Origin of the sequence: Ferruginibacter albus, from assembly GCF_020042285.1 — a bacterium.
GTDB lineage: Bacteria > Bacteroidota > Bacteroidia > Chitinophagales > Chitinophagaceae > Ferruginibacter > Ferruginibacter albus.
Genome location: NZ_CP083388.1, coordinates 213,441 through 232,260 on the forward strand (window position 1 = coordinate 213,441; position 18,820 = coordinate 232,260).

17 protein-coding genes are annotated in these 18,820 nt (G+C 37.1%); 10 read left to right on the forward strand and 7 right to left on the reverse strand.

Features of this window, described 5'->3' with window-relative positions:
* Positions 1-39 precede the first annotated feature (39 nt).
* From K9M53_RS00950 to K9M53_RS00960, 3 genes are all read left to right on the forward strand, one after another.
* Entirely contained in the window at positions 40-2,256 is a 2,217-nt protein-coding gene (locus K9M53_RS00950; RefSeq protein WP_224017117.1) for a patatin-like phospholipase family protein, read from the forward strand.
* Between the two features lie 20 nt (positions 2,257-2,276).
* Entirely contained in the window at positions 2,277-2,687 is a 411-nt protein-coding gene (locus K9M53_RS00955; RefSeq protein ID WP_224017119.1) for an SET domain-containing protein, read from the forward strand.
* A gap of 74 nt (positions 2,688-2,761) precedes the next feature.
* Entirely contained in the window at positions 2,762-3,412 is a 651-nt protein-coding gene (locus K9M53_RS00960; protein ID WP_224017121.1) for a porin family protein, read from the forward strand.
* A gap of 68 nt (positions 3,413-3,480) precedes the next feature.
* On the opposite strand, the gene tsf is transcribed toward K9M53_RS00960, so the two are convergent.
* The 4 genes from tsf to rplM all read right to left on the reverse strand — a co-directional run bounded on the left by tsf (position 3,481) and on the right by rplM (position 6,233).
* Positions 3,481-4,305, reverse strand: coding sequence for a translation elongation factor Ts (gene tsf / locus K9M53_RS00965; protein WP_224017123.1), 825 nt, complete (start codon positions 4,303-4,305; stop codon positions 3,481-3,483).
* Between the two features lie 109 nt (positions 4,306-4,414).
* The gene (rpsB, locus tag K9M53_RS00970) at positions 4,415-5,296 is read right to left on the reverse strand and encodes a 30S ribosomal protein S2 (RefSeq protein ID WP_224017125.1); all 882 of its coding nucleotides are present in this window, start codon (positions 5,294-5,296) and stop codon (positions 4,415-4,417) included.
* A gap of 93 nt (positions 5,297-5,389) precedes the next feature.
* Positions 5,390-5,779 (reverse strand): 30S ribosomal protein S9, encoded by a 390-nt coding sequence (gene rpsI, locus K9M53_RS00975; protein WP_224017127.1) that lies wholly within the window; start codon positions 5,777-5,779, stop codon positions 5,390-5,392.
* 10 nt (positions 5,780-5,789) lie between these two features.
* Positions 5,790-6,233 carry a 50S ribosomal protein L13 gene (gene rplM, locus K9M53_RS00980; RefSeq protein ID WP_224017129.1) on the reverse strand — a complete coding sequence of 148 codons (444 nt, stop codon included), beginning with the start codon at positions 6,231-6,233 and terminating at the stop codon, positions 5,790-5,792.
* Between the two features lie 506 nt (positions 6,234-6,739).
* On the opposite strand from rplM, the gene ligA reads away from it, so the two are divergent.
* The 4 genes from ligA to K9M53_RS01000 all read left to right on the forward strand — a co-directional run bounded on the left by ligA (position 6,740) and on the right by K9M53_RS01000 (position 10,563).
* Positions 6,740-8,833 (forward strand): NAD-dependent DNA ligase LigA, encoded by a 2,094-nt coding sequence (gene ligA, locus K9M53_RS00985; RefSeq protein ID WP_224017131.1) that lies wholly within the window; start codon positions 6,740-6,742, stop codon positions 8,831-8,833.
* 92 nt (positions 8,834-8,925) lie between these two features.
* Positions 8,926-9,489 carry an NUMOD4 domain-containing protein gene (locus tag K9M53_RS00990; protein WP_224017133.1) on the forward strand — a complete coding sequence of 188 codons (564 nt, stop codon included), beginning with the start codon at positions 8,926-8,928 and terminating at the stop codon, positions 9,487-9,489.
* Positions 9,490-9,605: 116 nt separating this feature from the next.
* The gene (locus K9M53_RS00995; protein WP_224017135.1) at positions 9,606-9,863 is read left to right on the forward strand and encodes a DUF7660 family protein; all 258 of its coding nucleotides are present in this window, start codon (positions 9,606-9,608) and stop codon (positions 9,861-9,863) included.
* Positions 9,864-9,900: 37 nt separating this feature from the next.
* On the forward strand, positions 9,901-10,563 hold the full coding sequence (locus tag K9M53_RS01000) for a DUF2461 domain-containing protein (protein ID WP_224017137.1): 663 nt from the start codon (positions 9,901-9,903) through the stop codon (positions 10,561-10,563).
* A gap of 307 nt (positions 10,564-10,870) precedes the next feature.
* Here the strand turns inward: K9M53_RS01000 and K9M53_RS01005 are convergent, their stop codons facing one another.
* Positions 10,871-11,755, reverse strand: coding sequence for a cupin-like domain-containing protein (locus tag K9M53_RS01005; protein WP_224017139.1), 885 nt, complete (start codon positions 11,753-11,755; stop codon positions 10,871-10,873).
* Between the two features lie 216 nt (positions 11,756-11,971).
* Positions 11,972-12,421 carry a hypothetical protein gene (locus K9M53_RS01010; RefSeq protein WP_224017140.1) on the reverse strand — a complete coding sequence of 150 codons (450 nt, stop codon included), beginning with the start codon at positions 12,419-12,421 and terminating at the stop codon, positions 11,972-11,974.
* A gap of 391 nt (positions 12,422-12,812) precedes the next feature.
* On the opposite strand from K9M53_RS01010, the gene K9M53_RS01015 reads away from it, so the two are divergent.
* From K9M53_RS01015 to K9M53_RS01025, 3 genes are all read left to right on the forward strand, one after another.
* A complete protein-coding gene (locus K9M53_RS01015; protein ID WP_224017142.1) occupies positions 12,813-16,436 on the forward strand; it encodes a gliding motility-associated C-terminal domain-containing protein in 3,624 nt (1,207 codons plus the stop codon).
* A gap of 3 nt (positions 16,437-16,439) precedes the next feature.
* Positions 16,440-17,450: a PorP/SprF family type IX secretion system membrane protein gene (locus tag K9M53_RS01020; RefSeq protein WP_224017144.1), complete on the forward strand. Its 1,011-nt coding sequence runs from the start codon at positions 16,440-16,442 to the stop codon at positions 17,448-17,450.
* Between the two features lie 119 nt (positions 17,451-17,569).
* Positions 17,570-17,992, forward strand: a complete 423-nt coding sequence (locus K9M53_RS01025; RefSeq protein ID WP_224017146.1) for a response regulator — start codon at positions 17,570-17,572, stop codon at positions 17,990-17,992.
* On the opposite strand, the gene K9M53_RS01030 is transcribed toward K9M53_RS01025, so the two are convergent.
* On the reverse strand, positions 17,979-18,758 hold the full coding sequence (locus K9M53_RS01030) for a sensor histidine kinase (RefSeq protein ID WP_224017147.1): 780 nt from the start codon (positions 18,756-18,758) through the stop codon (positions 17,979-17,981). The genes K9M53_RS01025 and K9M53_RS01030 overlap by 14 nt on opposite strands.
* Positions 18,759-18,820: the final 62 nt, after the last annotated feature.

The window sequence follows — 18,820 nt, forward strand, 5'->3', positions numbered from 1 at the left end:
GCTTATTTAAGTACTTTTAAGAAAGGAACCACAGTCCAAATGCGCCGACTACTCAACGATATTTTCTATTCTTTTCCCGTACAGCTTTTTATTTTACATTTTCGTAAATATCAATTGCTGCTGGTGTTTTGGTTTATTCTGATCAGTACGATCGACAGTAATTTTATGAAAGGCTATGGCGCCGATGCTTTGTTTTTTGTTCCGGAGTATTTAGGTAAAACATCACCCTTAAGTATGGCGATTGTAGGCGTTGCAATAGGCGTGTTTTTTATGAGCTGGAATATTACGACGTTCATACTGCATAGCAAGCGATTTAAATTTTTAGCAACTACCTCCAAACCATTTTTAAAATATTGTATCAACAATGCAATAGCGCCGCTGCTGTTCTTAATTTTCTATTTTATTCGACTTTCACAATTTGACAGTAACCGTGAATTATTGACCGGCGGCCAAATTGTTTTATTGTTGCTGGGTTTTATCGGAGGCCTATTGTTATTACTTATTTTCTCTTTTGCTTTTTTCTTTGGCGCTGATAGAAGGATACTGAAGACCATTGCACCTGTTATAGCGGACCCCAAAATGTTCAAGAAAAATTATGATCCAACAGTAAACCCACAGCAGGATGGATTTGGGATGAAGGTCAGTTATTTTTTCAGCAGTGGATTCCGGTTAAAAAAAGCAAGAAGTGTCTCGCACTATAGCCAGCTTTTTCTAGATAGGATTTTTAAACGTCATCATTTTGCCGGAATGATCGGTGTTTTGCTGGCATTTATTTTTTTGGTGATCGTTGGGTTCTTTTTAGATGTAAAAGCATTCCAGGTGCCGGCGGCTGCAAGTATCATCATATTTTTTGCCATTATGATCGCTGTTATTGGAGCGCTTACGTATTTTCTGCAAAGCTGGAGTATGGTATTTATAATTGTATTGGTAGTGGTGTTGAATATTTTATATACCAATGAGATCATAGACCCCAGAAACAAAGCATATGGATTGAATTACGATAATAAAACAGAATATCCCAATTATACCAAGCAATCTGTACAAAGGTTATGCCCCCCGCAAACCATACAGCAGGATAAAGAGAACATGCTGCAAATTTTAGAGAATTGGAAAAAGCGACAAACTTCAGAAAAGCCGGTGATCTTTTTTGTAAATGTAAGTGGCGGCGGACTTAGAAGTGCTACGTTTACAATGAATGCTTTTCAGCAATTAGACAGCATTACACACGGGCAGTTCATGAAACAAACTTTTTTGATCAGTGGCTCGAGTGGTGGTATGCTGGCAGCAACTTATTACCGTGAACTATATCGTCAAAAACAAAATAATCCTTCTATCAATTTGCATAGCAACCGATATACAGATGATATTACACAAGATCTGTTGAACCCGGTTTTTTCATCTATGTTTAACAGGGATATATTTTCTCCTGCACAACAATTTTCGATTGCACCTTACAGCTATGTGAAAGATCGTGGGTATGCTTTTGAAGAAAAGCTGGATGAAAACTCTGAAAATATTTTGGGCGGCCAATTAAAGGATTATTATACAGATGAAAGAACGGCGACAATACCTATGATAATTTACAATGCCGTAGTAACAAGAGATGGAAGAAAGTTGATAATGGGTACACAGCCTCTCAGCTTTATGATGAAGCCTTCATTGTATGCAGCGGATAGCAATTATAGTCCGGATGCAGTAGATTTTTCTTCTTTCTTCGCAAAGCAGGACCCACAGAATTTAAGAATACTGACAGCATTAAGAATGAATGCGACATTTCCTTATGTATTGCCAAATGTATGGTTGCCTTCTACCCCGGTAATAGACGTAATGGATGCAGGGTTACGGGATAATTTCGGACAGGAAAATGCCTTACGTTTCATAGATAATTTCAGAGACTGGTTGGATAAAAATACGGGCGGAGTTGTAATTATTAATATGCGGGACCGGTTGAAAGATAACTGGCAACATCCGTTGGTTACCGGTTCTGTTACGGATATTTTTACAAAGCCAATGGCAATGCTGCAATACAATTGGTACAAGCTGCAGGATTATTACCAGTCAGACCAGTACGATTATCTAAAAGATTCTTCTGCTAATATTCATCGGCTTACTTTTATGTACGAACCTGAAAATGAAGATAAGGGAGCTGAACTTAATTTTCATTTAACTGCTGCTGAAAAGAAAGATGTTATATCTTCATTCAATTCGCAATACAATAAGCAAATGGTTAAAGAGCTTTTATCTTTAATAAAATAATTTATTTTTCATTTTTATTTATGGATGCAAAACAACTGTTGGCAGAGCTGCGTAATGAAACGTATGTAATGATAAAACCTTCACCGATCGATGGTATTGGAGTATTTGCTATCAGGGATATACCTAAAGGTTGTCGTAGTATGTTTTCAAAAAACATGGGTGAATGGATACCAATTCCTAAAATTGAAATTGATTCACTGCCCAGGCATTCCAAACAATTGGTGGAAACCTATTGCTTATTTGATGACGACCAGTATTTTGTTCCGGACTATGGATTTAAAGTAATGGACCTGGTTAATTACCTGAATCATTCTGAAACACCTAATATCATTTCTATTAATGATGGTGAAGTGTTTGAAGCCATAAGAGATATTAAGGAAGGAGAAGAACTTTTGATCAATTATGGAGATATTGTTGAATCTGATGAATAGATGATTTTATAATATGTGCTGATTCTTTTATACTTTAGCGAGCACGAAAAATCTTAAAAACTAAAACCTACACGATGAAAAAATTAACGGCAACACTTTTTGCCATAGCTTTCATTTGCTCTATTTCATTCGCACAAAACAAGATCAGCAATCAATCTTCACAAACTATCTCCGATAAGGGAACCTGGGAACTCACCCCAAACATCGGGTTTAATTTTGCATCCTTGCAGGCAAATTCCTATCAACAAACAGCTTCAAAAGTTGGATTGAACATTGGAGCTTCAATAGAATATTATATTTCGGACAGATGGAGCTTTAAAGGTCGATTAGCTTTTGATCAAAAGGGATGGGGCAACGGATTTATTGTGCCGGATAATGGACCATCTTATACTACTGATTTTACGCTGAATTATGTTACAACCACTTTACTAGCAAGCTATCATTTTGCAAAAAAACGAAACTGGTATTTGCACTTCGGGCCTTATTTTGCTAATCTTATCAGTGCCAGTGAATCCGCAGGTGGTATGGATGTTAAAGATGCTTTTAGCAGTGGTGATATTGGATTAGATGCCGGTATAGGAGTAAGATTACCTATATCTGAAAAAGCAAAAATAATTATAGAGTATGACGGGCAAAGCGGATTTGGCAATGTATTTAAAAGCGGAACAAATGCAACTACGCTGCGAGGCAGTTTTAATTTCGGAGTAAATTTAAAATTCAATTAAAGACATAACAATAAAAGAAAAGAGCGAAACATTTGTTTCGCTCTTTTCTTTTTATTTCATTCAGGTTATTAACCTAATGCTACTCTTTTAAAGTCTGTTACTTTTAGATCAGCAGCAACTCCTTTTAAGTATTCAGCAACAGATTTATTGTTGTCTTTTACGAAAGGCTGTGCTAACAATGTGTTTTCTTTAAAGAATTTAGCCAGCTTACCTACGGCAATTTTTTCAGCCATTTCAGCAGGCTTGCCTTCTGCTTTGATTTGCTCAATAGCTATTTCTTTTTCTCTTTGAATTGTTTCGGCAGAGATAGATGTTTCATCAACTGCTAATGGATTCATCGCAGCAATTTGCATGGCTACGTCTTTACCGGCTTCTTCAGCTTCTTTAGTTAAGCCAACCAAAACGCCCATACGGTTTGCACCGTGTATGTAAGAAGCAACATAAGGAGCTTCTACTCTTTCAAATTTAGAAATAGCGATCTTTTCACCGATAGCAGCTAATTTATCATTGATAAGATCCGCTACTTTAGCGCCGTTGATCAGTACTTCATTCAACTCATCCACACTTTTTACATTGTTGGCGATTGCTGCATCAGCAATGCCTTGCGCAAACGCAACGAAGTCTGCATTTTTACTTACGAAATCAGTTTCGCAACTGATGCATAAAACGATACCTGCTTTGTTATCTGCAGTTGTTTTTGCTAAAACAACGCCTTCTTTAGCTTCACGGTCGCTACGTTTAGCAGCCACTTTTTGACCTTGCTTACGCAACCAGTCGATTGCTGCTTCAAAGTCACCATTGCTTTCTGTTAAAGCTTTACGACAATCTAACATTCCTGCGCCGGTTGTTTGACGCAATTTATTTATATCAGATGCTGTTATTGTTACACTCATAAATGAGAATTAAAAATTAATAATTAAAAATTTAGGACAGTTCGACATAATAACAACAATTGATGTTAATTGTTGAACTGCACTGTAATTGAACAAACTTACTGCTCAATTATCTTGGGCCGCCTGTACCAGCTGGTCTTCTGCCACCTGCGCCTGGTCCTGGAACCCTGCGCTTAGGAGCATTACCACTTCTGCGTCTGCCACCATCTTCGCCATCAGCTTGTTGTTCAAAACGTCTTGCTTTTGCTTCTGCTGATTCTTCAGCTTCTGCATTGCTGTCGTCTTCATCTTTTTCAGCCTGGCGTTCAGCTAAACCTTCTGCAATAGCAGCAGTAAGATAATTAGCAATAATAGCAATTGACTTAGTAGCATCGTCGTTTGCAGGAACTGCAAAGTCAACTTTGTTAGGATCGCAATTCGTATCAACCATACCAAAAGTAGTGATGTTCAAACGTTTTGCTTCTGCCAATGCAATGTGCTCGTGACCAATGTCAACCATGAACAAAGCTGCAGGGATACGGCTTATTTGCGCAATACCGCCCAATACTTTTTCCATTTTGTCTTTATCACGTGTTAAGGTTAAACGTTCTTTTTTAGTAAGATTATCGATGCTGCCATCGTTCAACATTTTTTCAATGCTCTGCATTTTTTTAACGCTCTTACGCACTGTGTTGAAGTTCGTCAACATACCACCCAACCAACGTTCGGTAACAAAAGGCATGTTTACTTTTTTAGCGCAATCCGAAACGATTTCTTTCGCTTGCTTTTTAGTAGCAACAAACATTATTTTTTTACCGCTTTTTGCAATTGATTTCAATGCAGCAGCAGCTTCCTGTAAACCTTCTACGGTTTTGTTCAGGTCAATAATGTGAATACCTTTTTTTTCTGCAAAGATGTAAGGCAACATTTTTGGATTCCATTTCTTTTTCAAATGTCCAAAGTGTACACCTGCATCAAGCAATTGTTGTTGTAAGGAAGTGTTATTTTCCATTGTCTATTATTAAAGTAGTTTATTATTAGTTTAGCTTCAAGTCTCAAGCTGCGAAGAGTAAAACCCTTGTGGCTTGCATCTTGTAGCTGATTATTAACGTTTGCTGAACTGGAAGCTTCTTCTTGCTTTTTTGCGACCTGGTTTTTTACGCTCAACAGAACGTGGATCACGTTTAAGCAAACCTGCTGCTTTTAAAGCCGGGCGATAATCAGCATTTACCTGTAACAAAGCACGGGCAATACCTAATTTAATTGCTTCAGCCTGTCCTTTTACACCACCGCCTTGTGCATTGATAACAACGTCAAATTTGTCAGTAGCTTCAATAGTTTTAAGCGGAGATTCTACCTGGTTTTGTAAATAAACCAATGGGAAATATGCTTTATAATCTTTACCGTTTATCGTTAACTTACCATTACCCTTGCTTAAGAAAACACGGGTTACAGCTTCTTTACGACGACCAACAGCGTTTTTTTGTTTTTCCATTATTTAAAAATTAGAACGTTAATGTTTGAGGTTTTTGAGCTGAATGAGAATGTTCGCCACCTGCATATACAAATAATTTTTTGTACATCTTGCGACCTAAACGATTTTTAGGCAACATCCCTTTAACTGCTCTTTCAATAATAACTTCAGGACGACGTCTTTGAAGATCTTTTGCAATTTCTTCTTTACGTCCGCCGGGGTAACCGGTAAAGTGGTCGTACACTTTTTCGTCTAATTTGTTACCGGTAAATTTTACTTTTTCGGCATTAATAAGAATGATAAAATCGCCGCAATCAACGTGTGGAGTAAAATATGCTTTGTTCTTACCACGAAGAACAGCAGCAATTTTAGAACACAAGCGACCAACGGTTTGATTAGTACCATCCACAACATACCAGTTGTGCGTAACGGTAGCCTCGTTCGCATGCTTTGTAGTGAAATGTAATTTGCTCATTATTTATTTTTTTTTAGATTCGCCGCTATCCCGGCGATTTTTAAAATGGAGTGCAAAGGTGCAGCTTCGTAAATTGTTTTCCAACAAAATGTGCAATTATTTTTATCACGCCTTTGTAATTGATTGATTTTCAGTAAAAATTTTGATGTTATTTTTTTATGACACCAACTTTTGAGCGCTGATTAGGCTTTGACGGCAACGCTCCGTTGAAAAGTATTGCTACTATTGGGCTTTAATTAAAGCGAATTGTTTCACGCAAAGAGGCAAAGGATACAAAGCACGCAAAGTTTTTTATTTGAAATTATATACGAAAAGATGCAGAATCTTCAAACCTAAGAATAGAATTACCAATGCTGAAGCTACAGTAGTACAAAAGATGAATATAGCTGTCTGGCAGGAACGGGCCGTCATCGTTCCTACCTTGACTTTTTTTGTTACTTTTTTGTGTCAAGACAAAAAAGTAAATAAAGAGCTAACAATTTAACTTTGAACCCTACCTATTATATATGTATACAAAAGAACAAACTCAGCAGCTTCAAAAGCTTACCAATGAATGGATGTCATCCGGCAAAGCCGATAACAATACTATAGAACAATTAAGAGACGTACTTCGCTTTCATGAATACCGTTATTATGTTTTAAACGATCCATTAATTAGCGATGTAGAATACGATGGTTTATATAAACAATTAGAAAATTTTGAAAAAAGCAACCCCGATGCCATAACTCCCGATTCTCCTACACAGAGGGTAGGCAGTAGTTTAAATACTTCATTTGTTACGGTACAGCATATTGTTCCTATGTTAAGCCTCGAGAACAGTTACAATGCTGACGACCTCATTGATTGGGATAGAAAAGCAAGGGAACTAACGGGATTGGATAAGGTGGAATATTGTATTGAGCCCAAATTTGATGGAGCCAGCATTTCTCTTATCTATGAAAACGACTTACTAACGAGAGCGGCTACACGAGGTGATGGAGTGGAAGGCGAAGAAATAACCACCAACATCAAGCGAATAAAGTCAGTGCCGCTGTCAGCCAAATTTTCTACTTACGATATTGAGCAAATTGAAATTCGTGGGGAAGTGATGATGAACAAGAATAGCTTTAAAAAATATAACGAACAATTGCAGGAGCAAAACCTGCTGCCATTGGCAAATCCACGCAATGCAGCATCCGGCTCTTTGCGTATGAAAGATCCAAAAGAAGTTGCGAAAAGAAACCTCGAAGCATTTTTATATAATGTAAGTTTTCTTACAAATAAAACTTCCAATGCACACACCAATGTGAAATTGCCAACACATTCATCCATGCTGGAAATGTTGTGGCAATTAGGTTTTCATAGTCCTAAAGCAGAAAAAAAAGTAGTGAAAGGAATTGATGACGTTATTCAATACGTAAATGAATATGAATACAAGCGGGATGATCTGCCATATGAAATAGATGGCATGGTGATTAAGGTAAATGATCTGTCACTGCAGGACAAAATGGGAATGACAACGCATCATCCGCGTTGGGCAATTGCTTTTAAGTTTAAAGCAAGGCAGGCAACCAGTAAATTAATAAAAGTAGAATTCCAGGTTGGACGCACAGGCAGCATTACACCGGTGGCTAAAATAGAGCCGGTACCGATTGGCGGTGTCACAGTTTCTTCTATCTCTCTTTTTAACGAAGATGTGGTGCGTGAAAAAGATTTGCATATTGGCGATACGGTTTTGGTAGAACGTGCGGGTGATGTGATTCCATATATTGTAAAACCTTTGGCGGAGCTAAGAGATGGAACAGAAAAGCCGATCATCTTTCCAAAAAATTGCCCTGTTTGTGGTGATGAACTGGTTAAGCCTGAAGATGAAGCAGTGTGGCGTTGCGTAAATATCAATTGTAAAGCGCAGGTGGTAGAACGCATTATTCATTTTGTAAGTAAAGATGCAATGGATATTAAAAGCTTTGGTGAGGCCAATGTTCGCAAGTTTTATGAATTGGGTCTGCTAAAAGACGTTCCGGGTATTTACCAATTGGATTTTGATGTCATCAGTAAACTGGAAGGGTTTGGTAAAAAATCTATCGATAATCTTCACACTGCTATTGAAAATTCTAAAACGCAACCGTTACACAGGTTAATATTTGCACTGGGTATTCGTTACGTTGGAGAAACTACTGCCAAAACACTGGCACATAAGATCACCAACTTGCTTGATCTGAAAAACTTTTCAGAAGAACAATTGCAACAGTTTGATGATGTTGGCGTAAAAGTTGCAGCTAGTATTTACCAGTTCTTTGGTAATAAAGATAATATCGAAATGCTGCACAAGTTGCAGCAATTAGGTGTTCAATTGGAAAGCAGTAAACAACAATTAGCCGTTGGCGATAGTTTGGCAGGTAAAATGTTTCTGTTTACCGGAACGCTTGAAAAACTAAAACGCAGCGATGCGGAGGAGTTGGTTGAAAAGAACGGTGGCAGCATAGTCGGCAGCGTTACCAGCAAATTAAATTACCTGGTAGTGGGTGCCGATGCAGGAAGCAAATTGGAAAAAGCCAAAAAGATCCCAGCCATAAAGATCATTAGCGAAGAAGATTTTATTAAAATGATTCCGAAATAGCGAATATTTTTTTTATATTTATAACAGGTTCTTAATAAAATTTTGTACAGGCATATTTGTTGCATGTACTCACTTAATAAAACGATGTTATTATGGTCAAGAAAATTGCCGGAGAAACATGGAAGCAACTTCAGTTTGGCGGCCGCAATGCTCTCCGTAAAAAATATGCAATCTCTTCCTTAGGACGTGCTGCCAGTTATACAATTACTGTATCTGAAGATGGAAAACTTTTGGTGGGTTCTCTTACTTCCGGTTATAGAACATTGAACTTACATATTGGTGATGGTAACGGAACTATTTACCTGCACCGGGAAGTAGCCAAATTGTTTTTAAAAAAGCCATCTCCTAAATACAAATATGTAATTCATCTTAATCACAAAAAAAGTGATAATAATTACAAAAATTTAAAATGGGCTACGTTAGAAGAAGTGAGCGAGCATCAGCAAGGTAGTCCACAAAAAATTGCGTACAAAAAGCGACAAGCCAGTAAAACCAATGGGCTTAAGCTGTCAGCAACCCAGGTTAAAACAATTAAAGACACACTTAAAAACCCCAAGCGTAAGCTTACTTACAAGCAATTGGCAACTAAATATAAAGTAAGTGAAATGACATTATATAGAATAAGAAGTGGTGAAAACTGGAGTAAGGTTAAGTAAACTTTAAATTGAAAATTTATAAAGGAATTGAGCAATTCGTGCATCAATTCCTTTTTTATTTTGTAATATTTTTGAAGATAGATTTGTATAGATTACAAAATACTTATAACCAATTTATGAATAAAATACTTAATGATTTTAAAGTAACGAATAGGTTAGCTTTTATAGAGTTTTTTAATTTGCTAAGACAAGATTTATTAGGTAACCCTGAAAATTGGGAGAACAAAACATTACCTGATTTTTTAGAGGCTTTAAGTTCTTGTACAGAAGATATTCAAGGTTATTACAGCAATATGAAACAAGAAATAAATGTCAATAATCCAAATTGGCAAGTGTTTGCAGATATTTTTAAATCAGCAACAATCTACGAATAAGCGTTTTGTTAGATTAATAATATAATTTTTTTACTTCATGCTACAATCCTCTACTTTAAAATTTTTAAAAGACTTAAAGAAGAATAATAACAAACCTTGGTTTGATGAGAATCGAAAAATTTATGAGCTGGCAAAACAGGATTTTATTTCGATGGTAGAAAAATTAATTACTGGTATTGCAAAATTTGATGCACCCATCGGAATATTGAAAGCAAAGGATTGCATTTTCAGAATTAATAGAGATATACGTTTTAGTAAAGATAAAAGCCCTTATAAAACCAATATGGGAGCGTTTTTTACCCGCAATGGGAAAAAAAGTCCTGACGCAGGTTATTACATTCATTGCGAACCGGGGCAAAGTTTTATCGGCGGCGGATTATATTTGCCAATGTCTCCTTTATTAGCTAAAGCCCGACAGGAAATTGATTACAATTTTGATGAATGGAAAAAGATCGTCAACAATAAAAATTTCAAAAAATACTTTCCGGAGGGTGTTGATGGAATTGAAGTTTTATCACGTCCGCCAAAAGGATATGCGGATGACAACCCTGCTATTGAATTTTTAAAAATGAAAAGCTTTATCGTTTCGCATGCCGCTGAAGATAATTTGCTGACTGATAAAAATTCAACAAGTAATATTCTGCAATCCTTTGCAGCAATGAAACCTTTCCTGGATTTTTTGAATAATGCTATTGAATAGTTTCAAACAATGAATCTGAGAAAACAAAGCCTATAAGAATATCCGTTATTATTTCGTCTTTCTTTGTGCGGTTACAAAACCTCCATTAAAAAAGATGGCCAGTGATAAAAATCACCGGCCTTGCTTACCTCTGAAACCACAAGAAAAAAAGGTAAAAATATTTTTATGTTATAAAGGATATATAAAATTGAATCTTGCAACAGCACATAGCTGTCACATCACCGGTTTAAATAAGATTGGAGGAATTTGGGTTAGCGACCAAGCAGACCGTAAAGTTAATATATTCTCGAAATAAATATAATTTTTTTTAAGAATCTTTCTGAGAAAGTTCAATTTCTTTAGAAGCAGCAGTTAAAAGTTGGGTTTTTTTATGTTCATACCACCATTTTGGCGCTGTTTTCTTCATCAAAGTATCAATATTTCTCATTCCAAAAAGGTTCCATACGCCATGCAATTTGCCCGTCAGCGTATTTTGCATAGCCCTTAAGCTCATAGCAAAGCCACTTTCCAGGTATTCCATATGATGCCAGTAGCCAGCGGGCATAAATAAAGTATCGCCATGTTCCAAAATAACTTCGTAACCTTTTGCCAGCTTTGCTGCCGGAAAACTTTTGTAATCAAACTTATTGTAATAATTGGCGTAATTAGCCATGCTTAAAACTTCCCACGGTTTTCGATATAGCTTGTGTTGTTCCTCGTAAGGAAATAATAGTACTCTTTTTTTACCCAGGAACTGCGTATGTAAAATGTGGCTCAGGTCAATATCAAAATGCATATGTGTTATAGAGCCTTCCCCGCCAACAAATAACATAGGATATTTCTTTACAAAGCCTTTCATTAAATGTTCCGGCCATTCAAAATCCTTTACCAGTTGCGGGGCATGCTGAAAAATATTAAATAAAAAGATCCTCAATTCCAACGGACCTTTTTTTACCTGTTGTAAATAATCACCAAATTTCATGTAATCATCTGCCGTATTGATCGGTGTGTAAGCATCGCTCTTTATATTATTATAAACACCCACCTTGGTTTCGCCCACTACTTCAGTAAAATAATCCCAATTCCATTTGTTATATGCGGACCATTGCTTCGCAAGTCCGGTGATCACTACCGGCTCTTCGGCATTGTAATAATTTGCTTTAAAATTCTCAGGAGAAATGGTTTCAATCTTGTCAACAGGTTTTAGCAACATAGCACAAATTTGATGTGCAAAATTAAAGATTAAACCAATCTGGGCTGTCAACAATATGTCAATGTTCACCAACGGTCCGGGCTGTACGCTGCAAGTACGCCACGCCCCAGGGGGACTGCCTCCGCACCAATCTTCAGCGTGCTTTTCGCTTCCATCCCGCAGCTTTTCAACATTTTTTTATAATCATCTATTAAAAAGCACACGTCAAATCACCACTCAATCAAAATAATAATGACAGCCGATAGCAGCCTGGTAAAACTCTACTTTGCTAACTTCTACAGAAAGATTTTTGTATAAAAAAGTCAACCCATATCCACCTATCCAATAATTGCCATCAGCCTTTTCACTGCTTGATAAAAAGCGATAATACCCACCGCCGGATAAAATAAATGTGGTGTTCTCGCCTGTATTCCAACCATAACCAACACGTCCTCCTAAATAAAAGGGGCTTACACCACCGGTAAATGAACGTTGATCATACTCTGCTACAATAAGTCCATTGGGATCAAATACTTCATTGAACTGGTAGCCAAATCGTAAATTCATTAACGGTGAATTACTCATACCCGGACGGAATGCCAAACCAAGGTTATAACCACCATACATTTGAGCATTTACATTGTACGCAAAGAAAAGCATACAACATGCTACCAATAATTTTTTCATCAATAAATTTTAAATAAGAAATAATACGGTTACCAAACAGGTGTTGACCTTAGCGTGTAATTATTTTCGAAGGATAAATGAAACTAAGCGGATATTGCGACAAGCATAATCAGTACCTGCACAAGATAAGTAAAATTTATCTTATATATCAACTGTTCCTTGCTATAAAAAATAAATATTAAAAGGTTAAAGACACATAGAGTTCACAATATCTTAATCAATTGATAACTCTGCAAAATCAATATTATTGGCATAATCAAAGATTTTTGTGGCTTTGAATTATTTCCAAATTCTAATTCAGCGGAAATCCGCCCACTCTCCGAAAAACAGTTTAACTGAGCTTATTTGTAAGCTGCTTTGCACAGAGTTAATTTATGTGAAATAGTATTTTATGTTTTTACGCTTCAAAAAAATCTTATTAATTATTGTAGAGTGTATTGGCATATTTCTATTGTCACAATCTTCTGTAAAAGCTCAAAATATACTTTATTTTCAGGGCTTTGAGGGTATATGCGATAATTGGAGTACGTCCGGTGCTGTACAGGTTACCGCGGGTACCCAACGTACAGGCAGCCATTCGGGAAGAGTAGGAAACCAGAACAGTACACTTACACTAGCTTCTGCCAATGTTACGGGCTACTCCGGTTTACTATTAAATATTTATCATTCCGTAAATGCAGGGCAGGGTCCGGGCATGGATACGAGAGAAGGCGCTCTTATACAAATAAGTCTTAATGGTGGCGCATTCACTACTATTGGTCGCGTGAGCGGATATAATGACGCACATTGGGCATTCGGTGCAACCGGCGCTCCCAACGGAGGACCATCAGCAGGTTGTAGTGTGTACACAATGCCCAATCCTGTTACTTATAATATTCCTAATGGCACTACATCAGTACAGGTAAAAGTAGTAACAGTAAGAGCAGGGAGTTGCAGTGCTTTTAATACGGCAATGAACAATGCAACACCGTCCAGCTTTGATCGAGCAGATGAAGGTATTTATATTGACGATGTACAAATTACTACTACCACACCTTTGCCTCCTGTGTTGGTACTTACTTCGCCTGAACCTTCAGATACGCAGCATATAATTTCCTGCACCAATACAGCTATTGATAATATCACTTATTCGGTTAGCGCAGGCGGTGGTACAGTAACAGGATTGCCACCCGGAGTTACGTATGCAAACAATAATGGTGTATTAACTATCAGCGGCTCTCCAACTGCAGATGGTAATTATAATTATACAGTAAAAGATGTTTGTTCCGGAGAAACATTAACAGGATTGATCACGAAGCTAACGCCAACTTCCACCAGTGTAGATTCAGAAAATGTGTGTACCGCAGGTCTTCCTTATACATGGAATGGAACAGCTTACAGTTTAGCTGGTAGCTATGTTTATCATACTACCAATGCCGCAGGTTGTGATTCTGCAGTTACTTTAGTTCTTTCTGTTACGAATGATGTTACTAAAAATATTCCTGTGAGTGTTTGCGAAAACTTACTGCCATATGTATGGAATGGGAACTCTTATACTACAGCCGGCTCTTATGACTATCACACAACAAACGCAGCAGGATGCGATTCGACTGCTACATTGCAATTAACCATTTTAAAATCTACTGCCAGTCCCACACCTGTAAGTATTTGTGAGAATTTACTGCCGTATGTATGGAATGGCAATTCTTATGCTACAGATGGTTCTTACGATTATCATACAACAAATGCCGCAGGTTGTGATTCTACTGCAACATTAGTACTAACCGTATTAAAAGCCTCAAGTAGTTTTACACCTGTAAGTGTTTGTGAGGCATCTTTACCATATTCATGGAATTCTACTCTTTATGATAGCAGCGGCTCTTATGATTATCATACCATCAATGCTGCGGGTTGCGATTCCAGTGCAACGTTGGTGCTAACAGTTTTGAAAGCCACTAATAGCTCTACACCTGTTAGCGTATGTGCCTCTACGCTACCTTATCAATGGAATGGCAATTCTTATACTACAGATGGCTCTTACGATTATCATACAACGAATGCTGCAGGCTGTGATTCCACTGCTACGTTAGTATTAACTATTTTGCCAACTCCTGTTACTTCTATCAACCCTATAAGTGTCTGCGAAAATTTATTACCGTATGTATGGAATGGTAACTCTTATGTTACAGCCGGTTCGTATGATTATCACACAACGAATGCCACAGGCTGTGATTCTACTGCTACGTTAGTATTGACGATATTAAAAATATCAGGCAGCACTAATCCTGTAAGCGTTTGCGAATCAGCATTGCCATATGTATGGAATGGCAGCTCTTATACTACAGCCGGCTCATATGATTATCATACAACCAATGCTGTAGGTTGTGATTCTGCTGCAACGTTGGTATTAACAGTATTAAAAATGTCCAGCAGCACTAACCCTGTAAGCGTTTGCGAAAACTTATTACCATATACGTGGAATGGCAGTTCTTATAACAATAGCGGTTCCTATGATTTTCATGCTATGAATGCTGCAGGTTGTGATTCTACTGCAACCTTAGTATTGACAGTATTAAAAACAACAAGCAGCACCACTTCTGTAAGTGTTTGCGCAGGATTGCTACCATATGCATGGAATGGTAACTCATACAGTACAGCCGGTTCTTATGATTATCACACAACGAATGTTGCAGGTTGCGATTCCACTGCTACATTGGTGCTGACCATATTACAGGCGCCTACTAATTCCATCAACCCAATTAGTGTTTGCGAAAATTTATTGCCATATGTATGGAATGGTAAATCGTACAATTTGCCCGGCTCTTACGACTATCATACAACGAATGCTGCGGGTTGCGATTCCACTGCTACATTGGTGCTGACAATATTGAAAACATCTAAAAGTGTTACACCTGTTAGCGTATGTGCCTCTACGTTACCATATCAATGGAATGGAAATTCGTACAACACTGCCGGCTCTTATGACTATCATACAACGAATGCTGCAAGTTGCGATTCCACTGCAACTTTAATATTAAGTGTATTAAAAGAAACAAGCAGCTCTACAGCTGTTAAAATTTGTTCTTCTGCATTACCTTATACCTGGAATGGCAACGCATATAATGCAGCAGGGTCATATGATTATCACGCTACCAACGCAGTTGGCTGCGATTCAACCGCAACACTTATTTTAACAGTTTATAAACCGGCTACCAGTATCATAACAATAAAAATATGCCCCACTGATCTGCCATATATATGGAATGGCAATTCTTATACTACAGATGGTTCTTACGATTATCATACCATCGGAACAGGAGGTTGTGACTCTATTGCAACATTGGTATTAACTATATTGAAAGCAACCAATAGTGTAACTACAATAAATGTATGTAACACAAACCTTCCTTTTGCCTGGAACGGGCAGGCATATACGCAATCAGGAACGTATGTAATGCATGTTCCAAATGTTGCCGGCTGCGATTCTTTAGTTACATTGCAATTAACTGTTATTGACAATGATTTCAATGTAGAACTATCCGCCTCTGACAATGATGTGCTTCCGGGCGCTGCTATTTCTCTAAATACTTCAGGTACTTCCGACTATCACATATTATCATGGAAACCCAAACAGGATTTTCTTTCACAAACATCTTTGAATCAAAACCTGATTGCTAAAAAAACCACGGACATTATAGTAACAGCTATGTCGCAATTAGGATGTTTAGATACGGTTAGCTTACGATTGGTTGTAAAAGACGTAAATGACTTTTTTGTACCCAATGCATTTTCGCCTAATAATGACGGTTCAAATGATTTCTTCTCGGTATATGGAAGTTCGGTAAGCAGTGGTAGAATGTCGGTATATAACCAATGGGGACAATTGATGTTTGAAACTGCTGATATTAAAAAAGGATGGGACGGCACTTACAAAGGAAAGCAACAGCCTGCCGGAGTATATAACTATATCGTAACTGCGGTTATGTATAATGGTGCAGCTATAAATACAAAAGGAACTATAAATCTTATACGATAGATAATGCGAAGAAAGGGTTTACTATATTTTATTTTATTTATTGGTATTTTCAATAAAACAACGGCGCAGGTCGATCCTCATTTCTCGCAATTTTATGCATACCCATTATATCTGAATCCTGCATTAACCGGCGTGCTGGATGGCGATTACAGGGCAACCGCTATTCATCGCAATCAATGGAATGTTTTCGGAGCCCCTTTTGTTACCACCGGCATATCTGCAGATATGACCACTAAAAGCAAACTAAACGTAGGTATAAATATATTTGATCAAACTGCCGGCGATGGTGGTTATAATTATTTGCAAGGCGCACTTTCCTTAGCATATTCAGGTTTACAATTGGATGCAAAAGGCTTTAAAAAAATAATCATCGGTTTGCAGGTAGGATTTATCAATCGTAGATTCGATCCCGCAAAATTAAAATTTGGTGATCAATGGGTATTCGGCACAGGCTATGATCCCAATATAGTTTCTCACGATCTGTTATCAACCACTTCTGCCACCACGTTTGATGCCGCAGCAGGTATTGCTTATTATGATAATGATCCGGACAAATCAGTAAATCCTTTTATTGGATTTTCTATGGATCATCTTACACAACCGGTAGATCCTTTTTTATCAACAGGCTTAAAAGAAAAGCTCCCATACCGGTATACAATTCATGGAGGATTAAAATACTTTTATACAGAGCGGGTAAGCATTACACCTAATTTTATTTATATGCAGCAGGGAAATGCAAATGAGATAATGATAGGTGCTAATGTGCAGGTACCTGCAAATCCCGCATCGCAAACAGATATAATTGGTGGAATAAATTATAGATTGAACGATGCAATATCTCCTTTTGCGGGCTTATATTTTAATCATGTTACGATTGGAGTAAGCTATGATATCAATACTTCATCATTAGGTAAAGCAGTAAAAAATACCAATAGTTATGAGTTATCATTAACTGTAACCGGGAAGCGAGTAGCAACAGATAATTCTTTCCGGTGTGCTCCGCCAAGATTTTAAGACAAAAAACGCTGTTCTCTTAATTTGTTGTTAATGAATTACTTATCTATTGAGTATTTTTTCGAGTTGTCTTATAAAACCTACAAAATAAAGAGAATACCTGTTTTAATTTTACCATTATGAATACTTTAAAGGGAGTATTGATCGTAGATGATGAAGATATAATAGTAAAAGGATTACAATATCTCATTTCGGCAAACTTCCGTGATTATATTATTAAAGGGGCATCTTCGCTTAAAGAATTAGATCAATCCCTTATTGCAAATGAATACACGCACTTGATTCTTGATCTAAATCTTAAAGACGGCAATTCTATTGATATACTTCCCCGGCTCACTATACAATATCCGGATCTTTCCATACTTATTCATAGCATGGTTTCTGACAAAGAAACGATAGATAAACTAATGCAATTCAAAATCGCAGGTTTTCTTAATAAAAGATCCGGCGAAAAAGAAGTGTTAAATACCTTACAGAATTTTTTAAATAAAGGATGTCGTGATAGCAATACTCCTGAAGAAAAAAAAACTAACTATTTCTAAAGATCAGGATGGTTTTTGTTTTATTGGGTATTTCTGCTTCAAACAAAACCTTGATAGTTATTTTTCTACTCAACTCATCTACTACTTTTAAACCAAGTCCTTCCAATCCTTTAGAAGAACTATTGTTTGCTATGATCTGTTCATACTGTTGCTGGCTGAATGGTTCACCTTCGTTAGTAATGGATAAAGTAGTGTAAGGCAGACCACCTATTGATTGTTCTGCGCTGTCAATAGTAATAGTACTATTAGGGATAGCTGCTTTAATGGCATTTTGTAAAAGATTACGGATAATAGTTTGTAAAAAATCAGGATCGGTATATACCAACACAGATTCATTTACGTTGTTTTCAATTGTAATATTCTTTGCTTCAATGGTAAGTGCTAATAGTTGCAGGCATTGAGATAGAAGTGAGAGTAATGATACATTTTGATAAACTGTTGTAAATTGGTTTAGCTGCGTTTTACTCCAGAGCAACAAATTTTCCATTGTTTCCAACAATGAGCCGGCTGCAGTTTGTAATTTATTATTTAAGTTTTCCTTTTCAGTTTCTGTAAACAAATGTGGCGCTTTTTGCTGTAGTTTTAAAAACTGATGAACGTGATGAATAGGTGAGCGGAGATCGTGGCTTATAATACCAAATAATTTTGCTTTTACGGCAATACCGGTTCCGCTTAAATGTGTTTGTGTAAATCCAAGAATTTCTTTACTGCTGTAATTGTATCCGCTGCACCAATCCCATCCATTAAACTTATCCCATTTTTGCACTATGTTAGAAGGCCCGACAGGTAAAAGGAAAAGTAATCGACTCCAAAGATGGCTCCGCTTTA

Coding starts and splice junctions, on each gene's coding strand:
- tsf (WP_224017123.1), bottom strand. CDS start 4,305: ATGAGTGTAACAATAACAGCATCTGATATAAATAAATTGCGTCAAACA.
- K9M53_RS01020 (WP_224017144.1), top strand. CDS start 16,440: ATGCGAAGAAAGGGTTTACTATATTTTATTTTATTTATTGGTATTTTC.
- K9M53_RS01000 (WP_224017137.1), top strand. CDS start 9,901: ATGCTACAATCCTCTACTTTAAAATTTTTAAAAGACTTAAAGAAGAAT.
- K9M53_RS00995 (WP_224017135.1), top strand. CDS start 9,606: ATGAATAAAATACTTAATGATTTTAAAGTAACGAATAGGTTAGCTTTT.
- K9M53_RS00950 (WP_224017117.1), top strand. CDS start 40: ATGCGCCGACTACTCAACGATATTTTCTATTCTTTTCCCGTACAGCTT.
- K9M53_RS01015 (WP_224017142.1), top strand. CDS start 12,813: ATGTTTTTACGCTTCAAAAAAATCTTATTAATTATTGTAGAGTGTATT.
- rplM (WP_224017129.1), bottom strand. CDS start 6,233: ATGAGCAAATTACATTTCACTACAAAGCATGCGAACGAGGCTACCGTT.
- rpsI (WP_224017127.1), bottom strand. CDS start 5,779: ATGGAAAAACAAAAAAACGCTGTTGGTCGTCGTAAAGAAGCTGTAACC.
- K9M53_RS01025 (WP_224017146.1), top strand. CDS start 17,570: ATGAATACTTTAAAGGGAGTATTGATCGTAGATGATGAAGATATAATA.
- K9M53_RS00960 (WP_224017121.1), top strand. CDS start 2,762: ATGAAAAAATTAACGGCAACACTTTTTGCCATAGCTTTCATTTGCTCT.
- K9M53_RS00990 (WP_224017133.1), top strand. CDS start 8,926: ATGGTCAAGAAAATTGCCGGAGAAACATGGAAGCAACTTCAGTTTGGC.
- rpsB (WP_224017125.1), bottom strand. CDS start 5,296: ATGGAAAATAACACTTCCTTACAACAACAATTGCTTGATGCAGGTGTA.
- K9M53_RS00955 (WP_224017119.1), top strand. CDS start 2,277: ATGGATGCAAAACAACTGTTGGCAGAGCTGCGTAATGAAACGTATGTA.
- K9M53_RS01010 (WP_224017140.1), bottom strand. CDS start 12,421: ATGAAAAAATTATTGGTAGCATGTTGTATGCTTTTCTTTGCGTACAAT.
- K9M53_RS01005 (WP_224017139.1), bottom strand. CDS start 11,755: ATGTTGCTAAAACCTGTTGACAAGATTGAAACCATTTCTCCTGAGAAT.
- ligA (WP_224017131.1), top strand. CDS start 6,740: ATGTATACAAAAGAACAAACTCAGCAGCTTCAAAAGCTTACCAATGAA.